Below are 17,738 nucleotides of genomic sequence, written 5' to 3' on the forward strand. Positions count from 1 at the left end.
GGTGACCAGGTGGGCAATGTTGTCAGGGCGTTACAGTCGGCGCTCCCGGCCGCACGTCACATGACCGTAACAAGGGTCACAAAATCGGATTATTCGCCACATATCACCCACAAGCAGGGAATGAGGCATCCTCGCACCGTTACGATTCCGGCCGTGACCCCTGACAGCGAAGCGCCTCTCGACAACACAGGCCCCGAGGGCCTCCCGGCCCGGCGGCGCCGGACGCGCCGCGGTGGACGGCATCGCGGTGCCGAGTCCTTCGCACTGCCCCCGGACGCTCCCCCGCTCATCCTGGCGGTGCCGGGCGCGTACGCCCCGGACGCCACCGGGTCGGCCGGGGTGGCGGGCGCGCTCGCCCTGCTGACCGAGCACGCCCACACCGAGCGCCCGGTGGTGCTCGGGTACCTGGAGGGCCCGCAGTACGCGCTGCGCGACGCCCTGGCGGTCGCCGCGACCGCCGAGCGGGCCCCGGACATGCCCCCGGCCGTGGTGGTGCCGCTGCTGCCCGGTCCCGACCCGCGGATCCAGCGCGCGCTGCACGAGACGGTGGCCGCCTCCGGGGTGCCCGCGCTGGTCGCCGAGCCGCTGGGACCGCACCCGCTGATCGCCCAGGCGCTGCACGAGCGGCTCGCCGAGGCCGGGCTGGCGCGCGCCGACCGGATCCGGATGATGACCATGGTCACGATGGCCGGCGGCGTGGTGATCGCCGTCCCCGGCGGCCCGGCCGCCGTCCAGGACGCCGAGGTCAGCGCCGTCCTGCTGGCCTCCCGGCTGGCCGTCCCGGCCACCGCCGCCGCCCTCGACGACGCCCCCGGCTCGGTGGGCCCCGCCGAGGCCGCCGCCCGCCTGCGCGCCGCCGGCGCCACCCACGTCGCCTACGCCCCCTGCGTGATCGGCCCCGAGGCCGACCCCGCCCACCTGGCCGCGTTGTCCAAGCTCGCCGCCGAGACCGGCGCCGGCATCGCCGCCCCCCTGGCCGACCACCCGGTCCTGGCCCAGCTCATCGCCCTGCGCTACGTGGAGGCCCTGGAGAAGTCCTTCGCGGAGCAGCAGGCCCGCTGAGCGGGCGCGCCGCGAGCCGGAGCCGCACAGGGGCGGCTCCGGCCGGCGGTCCTCGGGGGTTCAGGAGTTGAACGCGGCGTCGAACGCGGCGTCGGGGGGTTCGATGGCGGCCAGGCGGCGGACGAACTGGAGCGCCTCGGGGGCTCCGATGAGCCGGTCCATCCCGGCGTCCTCCCACTCGATGGAGATGGGGCCGCCGTAGCCGATGGCGTTCAGGGCCCGGAAGCAGTCCTCCCAGGGGACGTCGCCGTGGCCGGTGGAGACGAAGTCCCAGCCGCGGCGCAGGTCGGCCCAGGGCAGGTGGGACGACAGCCGGCCGCGGCGGCCGTCGCCGCAGCGGACCTTGGTGTCCTTGCAGTCCACGTGGTAGATCCGGTCGGCGAAGTCCAGCAGGAAGCCGACCGGGTCGATCTGCTGCCAGACCATGTGGCTGGGGTCCCAGTTGAGACCGAAGGCGGGACGGTGCCCGATGGCCTCCAGGGTCCGCACCGTCGTGTGGTAGTCGTAGGCGATCTCGCTGGGGTGCACCTCCAGCGCGAAGCGGACCCCGACCTCGTCGAAGACGTCCAGGATCGGGTTCCACCGTTCGGCGAAGTCGGCGTACCCGCGGTCGATCATGGCGGGCGGGGTCGGCGGGAACATCGCCACGGTGTGCCAGATCGACGAGCCGGTGAAGCCGACGACGGTGTCCACGCCCAGCCTGGCGGCGGCGCGGGCGGTGTCCTTCATCTCCTCGGCGGCCCGCCGCCGCACCCCCTCCGGCTCGCCGTCGCCCCAGACCCGGTCCGGGAGGATGGCCCGGTGCCGTTCGTCGATGGGGTGGTCGCAGACCGCCTGGCCGACGAGGTGGTTGGAGATGGTCCAGACCTTGAGGTTGTACTTGTCCAGGGTGGCGCGCTTGCGGGCGACGTAGGACTCGTCCGCCAGCGCCTTGTCGACCTCGAAGTGGTCGCCCCAGCAGGCGATCTCCAGGCCGTCGTAGCCCCACTCGGACGCCAGCCGGCAGACCTCCTCGAACGGCAGGTCCGCCCACTGGCCGGTGAACAAGGTGATCGGTCGCGCCATGACGCTCCTCGTGGTGGGTGGGATGGTTCGGTCGGCGGCGGGGGATGCGCACGGTGCCCGGGCCGGCGAACGACCCGTCCGCCGCCCGCCGCGGCGGCGACGGGCAGCGGACGACGGTCGATCGCGGGTCCGTTCACCGGCGTCCTCTTCGTCTGGTCACGGGACGGGAGTCCAGCCGCCGCCCGCGGCGGCGCTGGCCTCGACGGCCGCCAGGACCCGCTGGACCTGGAGGCCGTCGGCGAACGACGGGGACGGGTCGGTCCCCGCGGCGATGGCCGACAGCAGGTCGGCGATCTCGTGGGTGAACGTGTGCTCGTACCCGAGCAGGTGACCGGGCGGCCACCAGGCGCCCGCGTACGGGTGGTCGGCCTCGGTGACCAGGATCCGGCGGAAGCCGCCCTCGGCGTCGCCGAGCGCGGCGTCGTGGAACCACAGCTCGTTCATGGCCTCGAAGTCGAACGCCAGGCTGCCCTTCGAGCCGTTGATCTCGATGCGCAGCGCGTTCTTGCGGCCCGTGGCGAACCGGGTGGCCTCGAACGCGGCGACCGCCCCGCCCGTGGTGCGGGCCAGGAACAGCGCCGCGTCGTCCACCGTCACCGGCCCGCGCTCGCCGCCGCCCGCGCCGACGGGGCGTTCGCGCACGAACGTCTCCGTCAGCGCGGTCACCCCGGTGATCCGTTCGCCGGTGATGAACTGGGCGGCGTCGATGATGTGCGCGCCGATGTCGCCGAGCGCCCCGGAGCCGGCCTTGTCCCGCTGCAGCCGCCAGGTGAGGGGCTGCTCGGGGTCGGTCAGCCAGTCCTGCAGGTACTGGGCGCGGACGTGCCGGATCGCGCCCAGCCGGCCGTCGGCGACCAGCCTGCGGGCCAGCGCGATCGCCGGGACCCGCCGGTAGTTGAACGCGACCATGGCGCGCACCCCGCGTTCGGCCGCCCGCTCGGCCGCCGCCGTCATCGCCTCGGCCTCGGCGACCGTGTTGGCCAGCGGCTTCTCGCACAGGACGTGCTTGCCGGCGTCGAGGGCGGCGATGGCGATCTCGGCGTGCGTGTCGCCGGGGGTGCAGATGTCGATCAGGTCGATGTCGTCGCGCCGCAGCAGCGCCTTCCAGTCGGTCTCCGCCGACGCCCAGCCGAGCCGGTCGGCGGCGGCGCGGACCCGGTCCCTGGACCGGCCCGCCACCGCGACCATGACCGGGACGTACGGCACGTCGAAGAAGGCGTGCACGCTGCGCCACGCCTGGGAGTGCACGCGGCCCATGAACGCGTGCCCGACCATGCCGACGCCGAGCGCGGGCCTTTCCCCGCCGCTCAAGACTCGAACCCCAGCGGCAGGTACTGGTCGACGTTCTGCCGGGTGATGGTCTCCGACGCCAGCGTGATGGACTGCGGCACCTGCTTCTCCACGAGGTCGGCCATGCCCTTCCCCTGGGCTATCAACCGGGCGATCTTGATGGCGGAGGACGCCATGGTGGGGCTGTAGGTGACGGTGGCCTCCAGCACGCCGCCCGCCTTGATCTCCCGCATGGCGTTGGCCGAGCCCGCCCCGCCGACCATGAAGAACTCGTTGCGGCCGGCCTGCTTGATGGCGGCCAGCACGCCGACGCCCTGGTCGTCGTCGTGGTTCCAGATCGCGTCGATCTTCTTGTGCGCCTGCAGCAGGTTGCCCGCGACCTGGTTGCCGCTCTCCACGGTGAACTTGGCGTCCTGCTGGGCGGTGACCCGGAAGCCGTAGGTGCGCAGGGCGTCGGCGAAGCCCTTGCTGCGCTCCTGGGTCAGCGGCAGCGTCGCGATGCCCTGGATCTCCACGATCACCGGGTTGCTGACGCCCTTCTCCTTGAGCCTGCCGCCGATGTAGTGCCCGGCCGCCACGCCCATGCCGTAGTTGTCGCCGCCGATCCAGGTCCGGTACGACAGCTTGTCGGGGAAGACCCGGTCCAGGTTGACCACCGGGATCCCGGCGTCCATCGCCTTGCGCGCCACCTGGTTCAGCTGCTCGCCGTCGTTGGGCAGGATGACCAGCGCGTTCACCTTCGCCGCGATCAGCGACTCGACCGCGGAGATCTGCTGGTTGATGTCGTTGGTGGGCTGCACGGCCTGCAGCTTCACGTCGGAGTACTGCTTGGCCTGGGCCTCGGCGTTCTTGGCGATGGCGGCGATCCAGCCGTGGTCGGCGGCCGGGGCGGAGAAGCCGATGGTGACCTGCTTGCCGGGCTTGTCGTTGTCGCCGCCGGTGGAGACGTTCTGCCCGCCGGTGCCGCCGCCCTCCTCGGTGTTGCTGGTGCATGCGGCGGCGAGCAGGCCCGCCCCGGCGATCGATCCGGCGAACAGGAATCCTCGCCTGCTGGTGTCGGTCATGTCGTTCTCCCTGCTTCGGGGGTGTTCCAGGGCGTACTGAGCAGAGGGAACGGCGCGGGTGCGCCGCCCCGGGGGGTGGACTTGGGGTGCTAGGTGGCGGTGGAGGCGCGCAGGCCGCGCCGCTGCAGCAGCACGGCGATGACGATGATCACTCCCTTGGCGATGAGCTGGTCGCTGGTGTCCAGGCCGTTGAGGATGAACAGGTTGGTGATCACGGTGAAGATCAGCAGGCCCAGGATGGAGCCGGCCAGCGTGCCGCGCCCGCCGGCCAGCAGCGTGCCGCCGATGATCACCGCCGCGATGGCGTCGAGTTCGTACAGGTCGCCGTGGGTGGAGGAGCCGGTGGTGGTGCGGGCCATGATGATGATCGCGGCGATCCCGCAGCACAGCCCGGACAGCGCGTACAGCAGCAGGGTGTGCCGCCGCACGTCGATCCCGGCCAGCCGGGCGGCCTCGGGGTTGCCGCCGACCGCGAACGTGCGCCGGCCGAACGTGGTGCGGTTGAGCACCAGCCAGCCGATCACCACCACCGCCGCGAACAGGTAGACCAGCAGCGGCAGCCCCAGCACCCGGGTGGTGGACAGCGCCTCGATGGCGTCGTTCTCCGGGCGGACGAGCTGGGTGCGGCGGTCGGAGATGCGCTGCGCCAGCCCGCGCGCGGCGACCAGCATGGCCAGGGTGGCGATGAACGGCACCATCCGGCCGTAGGCGATCAGCAGCCCGTTGACCAGGCCCGCGCCGGTGCCGACCAGGATGGCGCAGACCGCCATCATCACCGGCCCGTACGACTGGGTGGCCACCGTGGTCGCCCACACCGAGGCCAGCGCCATCACCGCGCCCACCGACAGGTCGATCCCGCCGCCGATGATCACGAACGTCATGCCGACCGTGATCACGCCGATGGTGGCGGCCAGCGACAGGATCGACACGATGTTGCTCGAGGTGGCGAAGTTGTCCGGCTTGGTGATCAGCCCCACCAGCACCAGCAGCAGCAGGGCCGCCACCAGCCCGGCGTGCCGCCCGGCCGCGCCGTCGCCGGACAGCGCGCCCGGCAGCCGGGGCAGCCGGGACGTCCCGGCCGGGGCCGGGGACCCGCCGTCCTTGACCGGCCGCTCGCTCACGTCCTTCACGCGGCGCTCCCTTCCATGATCAGGTTCAGCACGCGGTGCTCGTCGAGTTCGGCGGCCGGGGCCTGGTGGACCAGCCGGCCCTCGCGGATCACCAGCACCCGGTCGGCCAGCCCGAGCACCTCGGGGACCTCGCTGGACACCAGCAGCACCGCGATGCCGTCGTCGGCCAGCCGCCGGATCAGCGCGTACAGTTCGGCGCGCGCCCCCACGTCCACGCCGCGGGTGGGCTCGTCCAGCAGCAGCAGCCGGCGGCCCTGCACCAGCCAGCGGGCCAGCACCACCTTCTGCTGGTTGCCGCCGGACAGGGTGCGGACCGGGCGCTCGGGGTCGGCGGGGCGGATGTCGAGGGCGTCGATCTGCGCCCGGGCGTCGGCCCGCTCGCGGCGGCGGTCCAGCCAGCCCGCCGAGGCGTACCGGGTCAGGGCGGCCATGGTGATGTTGGCGGTGACGGACTGGTCCAGCAGCAGCGCCTGGCTCTTGCGCTCCTCGGGGGCCAGGCCCATCCCGCGCCGTACCGCGGCCTCGGTGCTGCCGGGCCGGATCGGGCGCCCGTCCAGCAGCACCCGCCCGGACGCGGGACGGCGCTTTCCGTAGATCGTCTCCAGGATCTCCGAGCGGCCCGCCCCGACCAGCCCGGCCAGCCCGACGATCTCCCCGGCCCGGACGCCGAACGACACGTCGGCGAACCGGCCCGGCAGGGTCAGGTTCTCCACCCGCAGCACCTCGGGGCCGGTCGCGGGCCCCGCGGGCCGGGGCGGGAAGACGTACTCGACGTTCCGGCCGGTCATCAGGGAGATGATCTGCTCGGTCGGGGTGGTGTCGGCGGGCAGCCCGACCGCCACCGTGCGGCCGTCCTTCAGGACGGTGACCCGGTCGCCGATCTGGCGGATCTCCTCCAGCCGGTGCGAGATGTAGATGACCGCGACCCCCGTGGCGGTCATCTCCCGGATGATCCGGAACAGGTTGTCCACCTCGTCGTGGGCGAGCGCGGCGGACGGCTCGTCCATCACCAGCACCCGGGCGTCGTGGGTGAGCGCGCGGGCCATGCTGACCACCTGCTGCGCCGCCGGGGACAGCCGCCCGACCTCGCGGGTCGGCGGGATCTCCGGATGGCCGAGCCGGGCCAGCAGTTCGCGGGCGGCCTTGTTGGCCTCGCCGCGCCGGACGAAGCCGTAGCGGGACCGCTCGTGCCCCAGGAACAGGTTCTCGGCGACCGACAGCCCGTCCACCAGGTCCAGTTCCTGGTAGATGGTGGCGATCCCGGCCTTCATCGCCGCGGTGGGCGTGGCCAGCCGGACGGGCTCGCCGTCGATGAGGACCTCGCCGGCGTCCGGCTGGTGCGCGCCGGACAGCACCTTGATCAGGGTGGACTTGCCGGCGCCGTTCTGGCCGAGCAGGCAGTGCACCTCGCCGCGGCGCACCTCCAGGTCGACGCCGTCCAGGGCGCGCACGCCCGGGAACTGCTTGACGATCCCGCGCATGCGCAGCAGCGGGGACGAACCGGGTGGACTCATGGGGCCTCCTGGGGTGCCGCCCGGACGGGCCGGGCGGAGGAGCGGATCTCGGACGACCGGGGTCGCCCCAGAGGTGACGGGTCCTAGGCGGGTGAGAAGACGTGGTCGCTGATGAGCCGGGTCGCCCCGATGACCCCGGCGGTCTCCCCGAGTTCCGACAGCACGATGGGCAGGTTGCCGGTCGCCAGCGGCGGCGACCGGCGGTAGACGACGCTGCGCACCTCCGCCAGCAGCGCGTGGCCCAGCCGGGCCACCCCGCCGGCGATGATGATCAGCCCCGGGTTGAAGAAGCTGACCAGCCCGGCCAGCACCTGGCCGACCCGGCGGCCGCCGGTGCGGATCATCCCGACCGCCACCGGGTCGCCGGCCGCGGCCGCGTCGGCCACGTCGGCGGCGGTGACGGTCCCGGTCTCGGCCAGCCGCTGGGCCAGGAACGCCGACCGCCCGGCGCGCGCCGCCGCCAGCGCGTCCCGGGCCAGCGCCGCGCCGCCGAAGTACGCCTCCAGGCAGCCGGTGTTGCCGCAGGCGCACAGCGGGCCGTCGTCGTCGACCCGGATGTGCCCGATGTCGCCGGCGCCGCCCGAGACCCCGCGGTAGATGGCGCCGTCCACGACGATGCCGCAGCCGATGCCGGTGCCGATCTTGACCAGCAGGAAGTCGCCCACCGAACGGGCCACACCGCCGTGCAGCTCGCCCAGCGCCATGATGTTGACGTCGTTGTCCACCAGCACCGGGCAGCCCAGTTCCTGGGCGATGACGTCGCGGACGGGGAACCGGTCCCAGCCCGGCATGATCGGCGGCACCACCGGGACGCCCTCGCGGAAGCTGACCGGGCCGGGCACCCCGATCCCCGCCCCGTGCACCTCCGGCAGCAGCCCCTCGTCGCGCAGCTTGCCGAGCAGGTCCAGCGCCCGGTCCAGCACGGCGGTGGCGCCGAGCCGCACGTCGCAGGGCTCCGAGACGTGCCCGAGGATCTCCAGTTCGCCGTTGGTGACCGCGACGTCGATCGAGGTGGCGCCGATGTCGAACGCCACGAACCGCAGCCGCGGCGACAGCCGCACCACCGAGGAGCGCCGCCCGCCCCGGGAGGCGGCCAGCCCGGCGGGCTCCACCAGCCGCAGCTCGACCAGCCGGTCGAGCTCGGTGGCCAGCTTGGAGCGGGAGAGCCGGACGACGTCCCCGAGTTCGGCGCGGGACCGGGGGCCCTCGTCGCGGAGCAGGCGCAGCAGCCGTGCCTGGTGCCGGTTCTCGGGCCGCGCCGTCATCCGCATCACGCCGTTCCCTCCTGAGACTCGGCCGCTGGGGGCCGATGGCGTGAACGTACCTACTTTTGCCCGGCTTGAGAAGACCTTTCCCTCAGATCGCCCAGACTTTCTCCACTGAGAGAACAAAGTCGCGCGGACGCCTCCCCGGGCGGGGACGGGGAGGGCTCGTTCAGGAGGTCACGAGGGCGGCGCGCAGGCGGTCGAGCACGTCGTCGGCGGGGGTCAGCTCGTGCAGCGCGTCGCTGCGGAACAGCCGCCGCCACCGCACGTGCCCGCCGTCGGCCCGGTAGCCGCCGACGTCCCGGAAGTTGACGCAGCCCTCCAGCGCGATCTCCCGTTCCACCAGGGATTCTCCTCACGAGAACGACCGCCGGACGCGCCACGGGTGCGCGTCCGGCGGTCTTGTCAGGGGGTCTGGGACGACCCCGGAAGAAACAGGTCAGCGGTTCCGGAAACGCGGCGGACGCTTCTCCATGGTCGCGGTCATCCCCTCGACCAGGTCCTCGGTGAAGAACGCCAGCGTCTGGATCCCGGTCTCGGCGACGAGCTGCTGCCGCAGCCCGGGGGCGTCCAGGGACGCGTTGAGCAGTTCCTTGGTGCGCCGCAGCCCGTACGCCGAACGCTGCAGCAGCTCACCGGCCAGGTCGAGGGCGGCGGCCAGGTGCCCGCCCGCCTCGGCCGGCTCGGTGATCAGCCCCAGCTCGCGGGCCTCCTCGGCGGACAGCCGCTTGGCCCGGTACAGGATGTCGGCCGCCTTCGCCGCGCCCACCAGGCGGGGCAGCAGCCACGACAGCCCGCAGTCCCCGCCGGACAGGCCCAGGTTGGTGAACGGCAGCACGAACTTGGTGGTGGGGTCGGCCACCCGCAGGTCGCAGGCCAGCGCCCAGGCGGCGCCCATCCCGGCGACCGCCCCGTGCAGCGCGCCGATCACCGGCTGCGGGATCTCCCGCAGCCGGGCGGTGACCTCGCCGCCCATCGCGATGCCCCGGTAGATCCGCTGCGCCCGGCCCTCGACGTCCGCGCCGGGCGCGATGGCGTCGTCGCCCTGGATGTCCATCCCCGAGCAGAACCCGCGCCCGGCCCCGGTGAGCACCACCACCTGGATCTCCGGGTCGCGCATCAGCCCGTTCAGGACGTCCAGCATCAGCTCGCTGACCTCGGCGGTGACCGCGTTCAGCCGGTCCGGCCGGTTCAGGGTGACGACCAGGACCCCGTCCCGCCGGTCCAGCAGCAGCGGCCCGTCCTCGTCACCCGTCGCGCCGTCCGTCACGTCGCCCGTCATGGCGCCCGGCCTACTGCAGGCCCGCGATCAGCGGGGCCATCTGGTCGCCCACGTTGCGCGGGACGATGTACGGCTCCTGCGCGTTGATCTGCTCCCAGTTGGCGGCCACGTCCTCGACGGTGAAGCCGTCCTTGTCCATCCAGCCCGGCCCCTCGGCCACGAAGACCTTCGCGATCCGGCCGCCGCCGACGGTGTAGACCTCGCCGCTGGCCTCGTTGCTCTCGTGCACCAGGTAGGCGACCAGCGGGGTCACCCTGTCCACGCCGAGCACCTCGGCGAAGTCGGCGGGCAGCAGGTCCTCGGTCATCCGGGTCCAGGCCACCGGGGCGATGGCGTTGGCCTTGATGCCGTACTTGGCGCCCTCCTGGGCGAGCGTCCTGGTGAACCCGACCAGGCCCATCTTGGCGGTGGAGTAGTTGGCCTGGCCGAAGTTGCCGAACAGCCCGGCCGGGGAGGAGGTGTTGACGATCCGGCCGTACCCCTGCTCGCGCAGGTGCGGCCACGCCGCGCTGGTGACCAGGAACGAGCCGCGCAGGTGCACCGCGATGACCGCGTCCCACTCCTCCACGGTCATGTTCTTGAACGACTTGTCGCGCAGGATGCCGGCGTTGTTGACGACGATGTCGATCTTGCCGAAGGAGTCCAGCGCGGTCCGCACGATCGCCTGCGCGCCCTCCGGGGTGGCCACGTTGTCGGGGTTGGCCACCGCCTCCCCGCCGTTCTTGACGATCTCGTCGACGACCTGCTGGGCCGGGCCGGCCGACGCCCCGGCGCCGGAGCGGTCACCGCCCAGGTCGTTCACCACGACCTTGGCCCCGCGCGCGGCCAGTTCCAGCGCGTGCCGCCGGCCGAGGCCGTGCCCCGCACCGGTGACGACCGCCACCCGTCCGTCGAAGCGCAGTTCCGACATCCGATCTCCTCATGTCGCAGCGACTGGTCCGGGGAGAGGACCCCCCGCCCCTCAGGTAATCACCCTCGGATTACTCAGTGGTACCATCCGACCGAATCCCGCTCGGATTCACCCCCCGCCCAGCGCCGTGCATGCCCGGTTCCACGAAACGACAGGGTTGCGTCAATACCGCGGATTCTCCGTTCTGCGGCAGGTAGTCTCCTTAGCTCCCGGTTTTCCCCTCTCTCCGGACACCCCACGGAGGTCGTATGCGGCCGTACCGCGTCGTGCAGTGGGCGACGGGTGCGCTCGGACGCAGCGCGATCAGAGCCGTCCTGGAGCGCCCGGACATGGAGCTGGTCGGCGCACGGGTCTACGACCCGGCCAAGGTCGGCGCCGACGCGGCCGCCATCGCCGGCAAGCCGCCCATCGGGGTGCGCGCCACCGACGACACCGCCGAGATCCTCGCGCTGGACGCCGACTGCGTGCTGTACGCCCCCGAGAAGCGCCTGTTCCGCGGGAACCTCCCCTACGACCTGGAGACCGTCTGCGCGCTGCTGGCCTCGGGCAAGAACGTGATCTGCCTGACCGGGCTGGTCTACCCGCAGGCGTACGGCCCCGACCTGGTGGCCGAGCTGGAACGGGCGTGCAAGGCCGGCGGCTCCTCGGTGCACGGCAGCGGCGTCAACCCCGGCTTCATGGCCGACCTGATGCCGATGCTGCTGTCCGGCCTGTCCCGGCAGATCGCGCACGTGTACGCCCGGGAGTGCTCGGACTTCTCCGCGCACCCGTCCTGGCGGATGGTGCACCAGCAGGTCGGCTTCGGGATGACCGAGGAGGCCTACGCCCGCAGCCTGAAGATCGCCCGCCGGGTGATGCGGGCGGGGTTCACCGAGAGCCTGCACATGGTGTCCACCGCGCTGGGGGTGGAGCTGGACGAGGTGGACTGCGACGTGTCGTACCGGCTGGCGCCCGAGGACCTGGAGATCCTGGCCGGCCGCATCCCCAAGGGCACCGTCGCGGCGACCCGCTGGACGTTCAGCGGGCTGGTGGACGGCAACCCGTTCGTCATGGCCGAGGCCATCTACAAGGCCGACGCCTCCCGGATGGGCGTCTGGGGCGACCCGGGTTACGCGGTCCGCGTGCAGGGCAAGCCCTCGATCACGCTGACCACCGACGAGGACTGGGTGTCCAGCGGCATCTCGGCCGCCGCCGCGCACGCCGTGAACGCGGTGCCCGCGGTCTGCGAGGCCGAGCCCGGCGTCCGCACCTACCTGGACCTGCCGGTGATCACCGGCCGCGCCTCCACACGGCACCGCAGGACCTGACACTCCCCGGGGGAACGATCATCGTGGACATCACCACCCCGGTCGGCGGGCGCTTCGTCCGCCAGGCCAACCGCTTCACCGACCGGATCACCGCCGACGGCGCCGGCGGGTTCCCCGCCGAGCCCGGCCGTTACCGGTTGTACGTCTCCTACGCCTGCCCCTGGGCGCACCGCACGCTGATCGTGCGGCACCTGCTGGGGCTGCAGGACGTCATCGGCGTCACCGTGGTCGACCCGATCCGCGACGAGAGGGGCTGGCGCGTGCCCGGCGGCGACCCGGTCACCGGCGCCGAGTTCCTGTCGGAGCTGTACCTGGCCACCGACCCGTCGTTCGAGGGCCGCTACACGGTGCCGTGCATCTGGGACACCGTCACCGGGCGCCTGGTGACCAACGACTTCCCCCACATCACCACGATGCTGGAGACCGAGTTCACCGCCCACCACCGCGAGGGCGCCCCCGACCTGTACCCGGTGGAGCTGCGGCCGGAGATCGACGAGCTGAACGCCCTGATCTACGACACCGTCAACAACGGCGTCTACAAGGCCGGCTTCGCCCAGGCCCAGGACGCCTACGAGGAGGCGGTGGACGCGCTGTTCGCCACCCTCGACATGCTGGAGGAACGCCTGTCGACCCGCCGCTACCTGATGGGCGGGCGGCTCACCGAGGCCGACGTCCGGCTCTACCCCACCCTGGTCCGCTTCGACTCCGTCTACCACGGCCACTTCAAGTGCAACCTGCGCCGCCTGGTCGACTACCCCAACCTGTGGGCCTACACCCGTGACCTCTACTCCCTCCCCGCCTTCCACGAGACCACGGACTTCGACCACATCAAGCGCCACTACTACATGACCCACCCCCACATCAATCCGACCAGGATCGTCCCCAAGGGCCCGATCCTCGACTGGACCGAACCCCACACCCGCGACCGCCTCGACTGACCTGCCCCAACTTCCCGCCGTAGATCCCGAACGTCGTTATGCTGACGCTTCGTCCAGTGATCAGTAATCAAGACTTTCGAGCTTCCTCGGCACCGAAGGCCACCGCGAGCGCGCCCGCGCGGTCGTGAGGAGGAGCGTTTCAAGATCGCGAGGAACGAGCGATCTTGAAACGCGACGACGAACGGCCGCGCGTCCCCAGGCGCGCGAGCCGCCGAGCGGAGCGAGGCAGGAGTAACACGTGCGTTCGCCTTTCTTCGGGAACATGGAGCAGGCCCAGCTCCCGGGGCACTTCGCCCTGCAGAACTCCAAGATGCTGCGCGTCCACCTGAACGGTGACGTGCTGGCCCGGCAGGGCTCGATGGTGGCGTTCCAGGGCCAGATGGACTTCGACTACGAGGGGTCCGGCGGCGTCGGGCGCTTCCTGAAGAAGGCCATCACCGGCGAGGGCGTGCCGACCATGCGGGTGCGCGGGCAGGGCCTGCTGTTCCTGGCCCACAACGCCGACGACATCCACCTGTTCTACCTGGAGAACGAGACGCTGACCGTGAACGGGGCCAACATCCTGGCCTGGGACCCGCACCTGCACTCCGACATCCAGCGGGTGCAGGGCGCGGGCGTCATGGCCGGCGGGCTGTTCAACACCACGCTGACCGGCACCGGCTGGGTGGCGATCACCGCGCACGGCACCCCGGTGCTGCTGGACCCGGGCCGCGCCCCGACGTTCGTCGACGGTCAGTCGGCGGTCTGCTGGAGCGGCGGGCTGCACGTCGGGGTCAACAAGACCTTCAAGGCGGGCGCGCTGATCGGCCGGGGCAGCGGCGAGGCGCTGCAGCTGGCGTTCCAGGGCCAGGGCTTCGTGCTGGTGCAGGCCAGCGAGGGTCCCACGGTCCCGCAGCACACCCACTGAGCCCCCGGTACGGCGGGGCGGCGGGAATGCCCGCAGCCCCGCCGATGTTGTGATCTTGCCGGAACATCCCGCTCCCGGCGGGCGACATCGCCGATAATCGGGCTCTACCGGCCGGTATGCCGTCCCGGCTACCGCCGCGCGGGCTCGAGGCGAGTAGCCTTGACTCGATTCAGACAACACCTGCGAGCTGCGGAAGAGGGGCGATCCCCGCCGTGTCGACAGAGTCAGCGCGTACCAGTGCCGACCCAAGGACCACAGACTTCGGCGCCAACGAGTGGCTGGTCGACGAGCTGTACCAAAAGTACCTCGAGGACCCGAACTCGGTGGACCAGGCCTGGTGGAACTTCTTCGCCGATTACCAGCCGGGCTCCCGGCCGGCCACGCCGCAGGGCCAGTCCGCACCGGCCGCCAACGGCTCGGCCGCCGCCCCGGCCGCCCCGGCCCCGGCGCGGCCCGAGGCCGGCGACGGCCAGGCCGCCCCCGCGGCCAAGGCCCCGGCCCCGCCCGCCCCGGCGCCGGCCGCGGAAAAGCCCAAGGTGGAGAAGCCCAGGCCGAGCGCGCCGCCGCCCGCGGGGGCCGAGGAGGTACGGCTGAAGGGCGTGGCCGCCCGCACGGTCGCCAACATGGAGTCCAGCCTGCAGGTGCCGACCGCCACCAGCGTGCGCGCGGTGCCCGCCAAGCTGCTCATCGACAACCGCATCGTCATCAACAACCACCTCAAGCGCGGCCGCGGCGGCAAGGTCTCGTTCACGCACCTGATCGGCTTCGCCATCGTGCGCGCGCTGCAGGCGATGCCGGAGATGAACTACTCCTACGCCGAGGCCGACGGCAAGCCCGTGCTGGTCAAGCCGGAGCACGTCAATCTGGGCCTGGCCATCGACATCAAGAAGGAGGACGGCCAGCGCCAGCTGGTGGTGCCGTCCATCAAGGCCGCCGAGACGCTGGACTTCCGCCAGTTCTGGGCCGCCTACGAGGAGATCGTCCGCAAGGCCCGGGGCGGCAAGCTCACCCTGGAGGACTTCCAGGGCACCACGATCAGCCTGACCAACCCGGGCACCATCGGCACCGTGCACTCGGTGCCGCGGCTGATGCCCGGCCAGGGCACCATCATCGGCGTCGGCGCGATGGAGTACCCGGCCGAGTTCGCCGGGGCGTCGGAGGAGACGCTGGCCCGGATGGGGATCAGCAAGATCATGACGCTGACCTCCACCTACGACCACCGGATCATCCAGGGCGCGCAGTCCGGCGACTTCCTGCGCCGGATCCACCAGCTGCTGCTGGGCGAGAACGGCTTCTACGACGAGATCTTCGAGGCGCTGCGCATCCCGTACGAGCCGGTGCGCTGGGTGCAGGACATCTCGGCCACCCACGAGGACGACGTCGCCAAGGTCGCCCGGGTGCACGAGCTGATCCACGCCTACCGGGTGCGCGGCCACCTGATGGCCGACACCGACCCGCTGGAGTACAAGCAGCGCCGCCACCCCGACCTGGACATCCTGCAGCACGGCCTGACCCTGTGGGACCTGGAGCGCGAGTTCGCCACCGGCGGCTTCGGCGGCAAGCCGACCATGAAGCTGCGCGAGATCCTGGGCGTGCTGCGCAACTCGTACTGCCGCACGGTCGGCATCGAGTACATGCACATCCAGGACCCCGAGGAGCGCGCCTGGATCCAGGAGCGGGTGGAGGTCCCGCACGACAAGCCGACCCGCGAGGAGCAGCTGCACATCCTGCGGCGGCTCAACAGCGCCGAGGCGTTCGAGACCTTCCTGCAGACCAAGTTCGTCGGGCAGAAGCGGTTCTCGCTGGAGGGCGGCGAGTCGCTGATCCCGCTGCTGGACTCGGTGATCAGCGCGGCGGCCCGCTCCCACCTGGACGAGGTCGTCATCGGCATGGCGCACCGCGGCCGGCTCAACGTGCTGGCCAACATCGTCGGCAAGTCCTACGCGCAGATCTTCGGCGAGTTCGAGGGCAACCTGGACCCGCGCAGCGCGCAGGGCTCCGGTGACGTCAAGTACCACCTCGGCGCCGAGGGCGACTTCGTGGCCGCCGACGGCTCCAAGATCCGCACCTCGCTGGTGGCCAACCCCTCCCACCTGGAGGCGGTCAACCCGGTGCTGGAGGGCGTGGTCCGCGCCAAGCAGGACATCCTGGACGTCGGCGAGGCCGGCTTCACCGTGCTGCCGGTGCTGATCCACGGCGACGCCGCGTTCGCCGGGCAGGGCGTGGTCGCCGAGACCCTGAACCTGTCGCAGCTGCGCGGCTACCGCACCGGCGGCACCGTGCACATCGTGGTCAACAACCAGGTCGGCTTCACCACCGCGCCGGAGTACTCGCGCTCCAGCGTGTACGCCACCGACGTGGCCCGGATGATCCAGGCCCCGATCTTCCACGTGAACGGCGACGACCCCGAGGCGTGCGCCCGGGTGGCGCGGCTGGCGTTCGAGTACCGCCAGGCGTTCAAGAAGGACGTCGTCATCGACATGATCTGCTACCGGCGGCGGGGCCACAACGAGTCCGACAACCCCTCGTTCACCCAGCCGCTGATGTACGACCTGATCGACGCCAAGCGCTCGGTGCGCAAGCTGTACACCGAGGCGCTGATCGGCCGGGGCGACATCACGGTGGAGGAGGCCGAGTCGGCGCTGCGGGACTACCAGGAGCAGCTCGAGCGGGCCTTCACCGAGACCCGGGAGGCGCTGACCAGGCCGCCGGAGCCGGGCTCGGTGGTCAAGCCGGGCGAGGAGGCGCCGATCCCGATCGACCACCGCTCGGCGGGCACCGCGATTCCGCTGGAGACCGTCAAGCGGCTGCTGGAGACCCAGGTCAACCTGCCCGACGGCTTCACCGTGCACCCGCGGCTGCAGCCGATCCTGCAGCGCCGGGCGCAGGCGGTGGAGGACGACGCGGTGGACTGGGCGACCGGCGAGCTGCTGGCGTTCGGGTCGCTGCTGATCGACGGGCACCCGGTCCGGCTGGTCGGCCAGGACTCCCGGCGCGGCACCTTCGGCCAGCGGCACGCGGTGCTGGTGGACCGCAGGACCGGCGAGGAGTACACCCCGCTCAAGCAGTTCGGGCAGGGCGTGTCGAAGTTCTACGTGCACGACTCGCTGCTCAGCGAGTTCGCCGCGATGGGCTTCGAGTACGGCTACTCGCTGACCCGGCCGGACGCGCTGGTGTGCTGGGAGGCCCAGTTCGGCGACTTCGTCAACGGCGCCCAGTCGATCATCGACGAGTTCGTGGTGTCCGGTGAGCAGAAGTGGGGCCAGCGCTCGTCGCTGGTGCTGCTGCTGCCGCACGGCTACGAGGGTCAGGGCCCGGACCACTCCTCGGCCCGGATCGAGCGGTTCCTGCAGCTGTGCGCCCAGGACAACATGACGGTGGTGTACCCGACCACCACCGCCAACTACTTCCACCTGCTGCGCTGGCAGGTCAAGTCGGGCCGGCGCAAGCCGCTGGTGGTGTTCACGCCCAAGTCGCTGCTGCGGCACAAGGGCGCGGCCTCCCGGATCGCGGAGATCACCGAGGGCGCGTTCCTGCCGGTGATCCCCGAGCAGGGGAACGTCGACCCGGCGGGCGTGCGGCGGGTGCTGATCACCACCGGGAAGATCTACTACGACGTGATGGCGGCGCGCGACAAGAAGGGCGCGACCGACACCGCGGTGGTCCGGCTGGAGCGGCTGTACCCGCTGCCGGTCGAGGAGCTGAAGGCGGAGCTGGCCAAGTACCCGGCCGACGCCGAGCTGGTGCTGGTGCAGGACGAGCCGGCCAACCAGGGCGCCTGGCCGTACCTGGCGCTGGCGCTGCCGCCGCACCTGGACGGCCGGACGCTGCGCCGGATCTCCCGTCCGGCCAGCTCCTCCCCCGCGGTGGGCTCGGCCAAGATGCACGCCGTGGAGCAGGAGGCCCTGCTGCAGCAGGTCTTCCCCGGCTGATCCCGTTCCCGTCCGGGGCCGCCCCCGGGCGACGGGTCACGTGCTCGTACCGAGGGCCCCGGCACCCCCGGG

The 17,738-nt window shown here is 72.0% G+C and carries 14 protein-coding genes; 5 read left to right on the forward strand and 9 right to left on the reverse strand.

Features of this window, described 5'->3' with window-relative positions:
* Positions 1-153 precede the first annotated feature (153 nt).
* On the forward strand, positions 154-1,062 hold the full coding sequence (locus tag HNR21_RS31525) for a sirohydrochlorin chelatase (protein ID WP_157995948.1): 909 nt from the start codon (positions 154-156) through the stop codon (positions 1,060-1,062).
* Between the two features lie 60 nt (positions 1,063-1,122).
* On the opposite strand, the gene HNR21_RS31530 is transcribed toward HNR21_RS31525, so the two are convergent.
* The 9 genes from HNR21_RS31530 to HNR21_RS31570 all read right to left on the reverse strand — a co-directional run bounded on the left by HNR21_RS31530 (position 1,123) and on the right by HNR21_RS31570 (position 10,582).
* A complete protein-coding gene (locus HNR21_RS31530) occupies positions 1,123-2,127 on the reverse strand; it encodes a sugar phosphate isomerase/epimerase family protein (RefSeq protein ID WP_119729077.1) in 1,005 nt (334 codons plus the stop codon).
* 156 nt (positions 2,128-2,283) lie between these two features.
* Positions 2,284-3,438: a Gfo/Idh/MocA family protein gene (locus HNR21_RS31535; RefSeq protein ID WP_246442390.1), complete on the reverse strand. Its 1,155-nt coding sequence runs from the start codon at positions 3,436-3,438 to the stop codon at positions 2,284-2,286.
* Positions 3,435-4,481, reverse strand: coding sequence for an ABC transporter substrate-binding protein (locus HNR21_RS31540; RefSeq protein ID WP_182708016.1), 1,047 nt, complete (start codon positions 4,479-4,481; stop codon positions 3,435-3,437). Before HNR21_RS31540 ends, HNR21_RS31535 begins: the two co-directional genes overlap by 4 nt.
* Before the next feature lie 89 nt (positions 4,482-4,570).
* Positions 4,571-5,611: an ABC transporter permease gene (locus HNR21_RS31545; protein WP_312881460.1), complete on the reverse strand. Its 1,041-nt coding sequence runs from the start codon at positions 5,609-5,611 to the stop codon at positions 4,571-4,573.
* A complete protein-coding gene (locus HNR21_RS31550; protein WP_198679117.1) occupies positions 5,608-7,125 on the reverse strand; it encodes a sugar ABC transporter ATP-binding protein in 1,518 nt (505 codons plus the stop codon). Before HNR21_RS31550 ends, HNR21_RS31545 begins: the two co-directional genes overlap by 4 nt.
* 83 nt (positions 7,126-7,208) lie before the next feature.
* The gene (locus tag HNR21_RS31555) at positions 7,209-8,396 is read right to left on the reverse strand and encodes an ROK family transcriptional regulator (protein WP_182708017.1); all 1,188 of its coding nucleotides are present in this window, start codon (positions 8,394-8,396) and stop codon (positions 7,209-7,211) included.
* A gap of 163 nt (positions 8,397-8,559) precedes the next feature.
* The gene (locus HNR21_RS31560; protein WP_312881461.1) at positions 8,560-8,733 is read right to left on the reverse strand and encodes a tyrosine-protein phosphatase; all 174 of its coding nucleotides are present in this window, start codon (positions 8,731-8,733) and stop codon (positions 8,560-8,562) included.
* 96 nt (positions 8,734-8,829) lie between these two features.
* Positions 8,830-9,672: an enoyl-CoA hydratase/isomerase family protein gene (locus HNR21_RS31565; protein WP_182708018.1), complete on the reverse strand. Its 843-nt coding sequence runs from the start codon at positions 9,670-9,672 to the stop codon at positions 8,830-8,832.
* Between the two features lie 10 nt (positions 9,673-9,682).
* Positions 9,683-10,582, reverse strand: coding sequence for an SDR family oxidoreductase (locus HNR21_RS31570; protein ID WP_182708019.1), 900 nt, complete (start codon positions 10,580-10,582; stop codon positions 9,683-9,685).
* 248 nt (positions 10,583-10,830) lie between these two features.
* Here HNR21_RS31570 and HNR21_RS31575 point away from each other — a divergent pair, with 248 nt between their 5' ends.
* The 4 genes from HNR21_RS31575 to HNR21_RS31590 all read left to right on the forward strand — a co-directional run bounded on the left by HNR21_RS31575 (position 10,831) and on the right by HNR21_RS31590 (position 17,666).
* Positions 10,831-11,889, forward strand: a complete 1,059-nt coding sequence (locus HNR21_RS31575; protein WP_182708020.1) for an NAD(P)H-dependent amine dehydrogenase family protein — start codon at positions 10,831-10,833, stop codon at positions 11,887-11,889.
* Between the two features lie 23 nt (positions 11,890-11,912).
* On the forward strand, positions 11,913-12,827 hold the full coding sequence (locus HNR21_RS31580; protein ID WP_312881462.1) for a glutathione S-transferase family protein: 915 nt from the start codon (positions 11,913-11,915) through the stop codon (positions 12,825-12,827).
* A gap of 238 nt (positions 12,828-13,065) precedes the next feature.
* Positions 13,066-13,734 carry an AIM24 family protein gene (locus tag HNR21_RS31585; protein ID WP_119729070.1) on the forward strand — a complete coding sequence of 223 codons (669 nt, stop codon included), beginning with the start codon at positions 13,066-13,068 and terminating at the stop codon, positions 13,732-13,734.
* Between the two features lie 212 nt (positions 13,735-13,946).
* Positions 13,947-17,666, forward strand: a complete 3,720-nt coding sequence (locus HNR21_RS31590; RefSeq protein ID WP_312881463.1) for a multifunctional oxoglutarate decarboxylase/oxoglutarate dehydrogenase thiamine pyrophosphate-binding subunit/dihydrolipoyllysine-residue succinyltransferase subunit — start codon at positions 13,947-13,949, stop codon at positions 17,664-17,666.
* Positions 17,667-17,738: the final 72 nt, after the last annotated feature.

It is taken from the genome of Thermomonospora cellulosilytica (assembly GCF_014138835.1).
GTDB lineage: Bacteria > Actinomycetota > Actinomycetes > Streptosporangiales > Streptosporangiaceae > Thermomonospora > Thermomonospora amylolytica.

Coding starts and splice junctions, on each gene's coding strand:
- HNR21_RS31575 (WP_182708020.1), top strand. CDS start 10,831: ATGCGGCCGTACCGCGTCGTGCAGTGGGCGACGGGTGCGCTCGGACGC.
- HNR21_RS31530 (WP_119729077.1), bottom strand. CDS start 2,127: ATGGCGCGACCGATCACCTTGTTCACCGGCCAGTGGGCGGACCTGCCG.
- HNR21_RS31570 (WP_182708019.1), bottom strand. CDS start 10,582: ATGTCGGAACTGCGCTTCGACGGACGGGTGGCGGTCGTCACCGGTGCG.
- HNR21_RS31555 (WP_182708017.1), bottom strand. CDS start 8,396: ATGCGGATGACGGCGCGGCCCGAGAACCGGCACCAGGCACGGCTGCTG.
- HNR21_RS31565 (WP_182708018.1), bottom strand. CDS start 9,672: ATGACGGGCGACGTGACGGACGGCGCGACGGGTGACGAGGACGGGCCG.
- HNR21_RS31540 (WP_182708016.1), bottom strand. CDS start 4,481: ATGACCGACACCAGCAGGCGAGGATTCCTGTTCGCCGGATCGATCGCC.
- HNR21_RS31550 (WP_198679117.1), bottom strand. CDS start 7,125: ATGAGTCCACCCGGTTCGTCCCCGCTGCTGCGCATGCGCGGGATCGTC.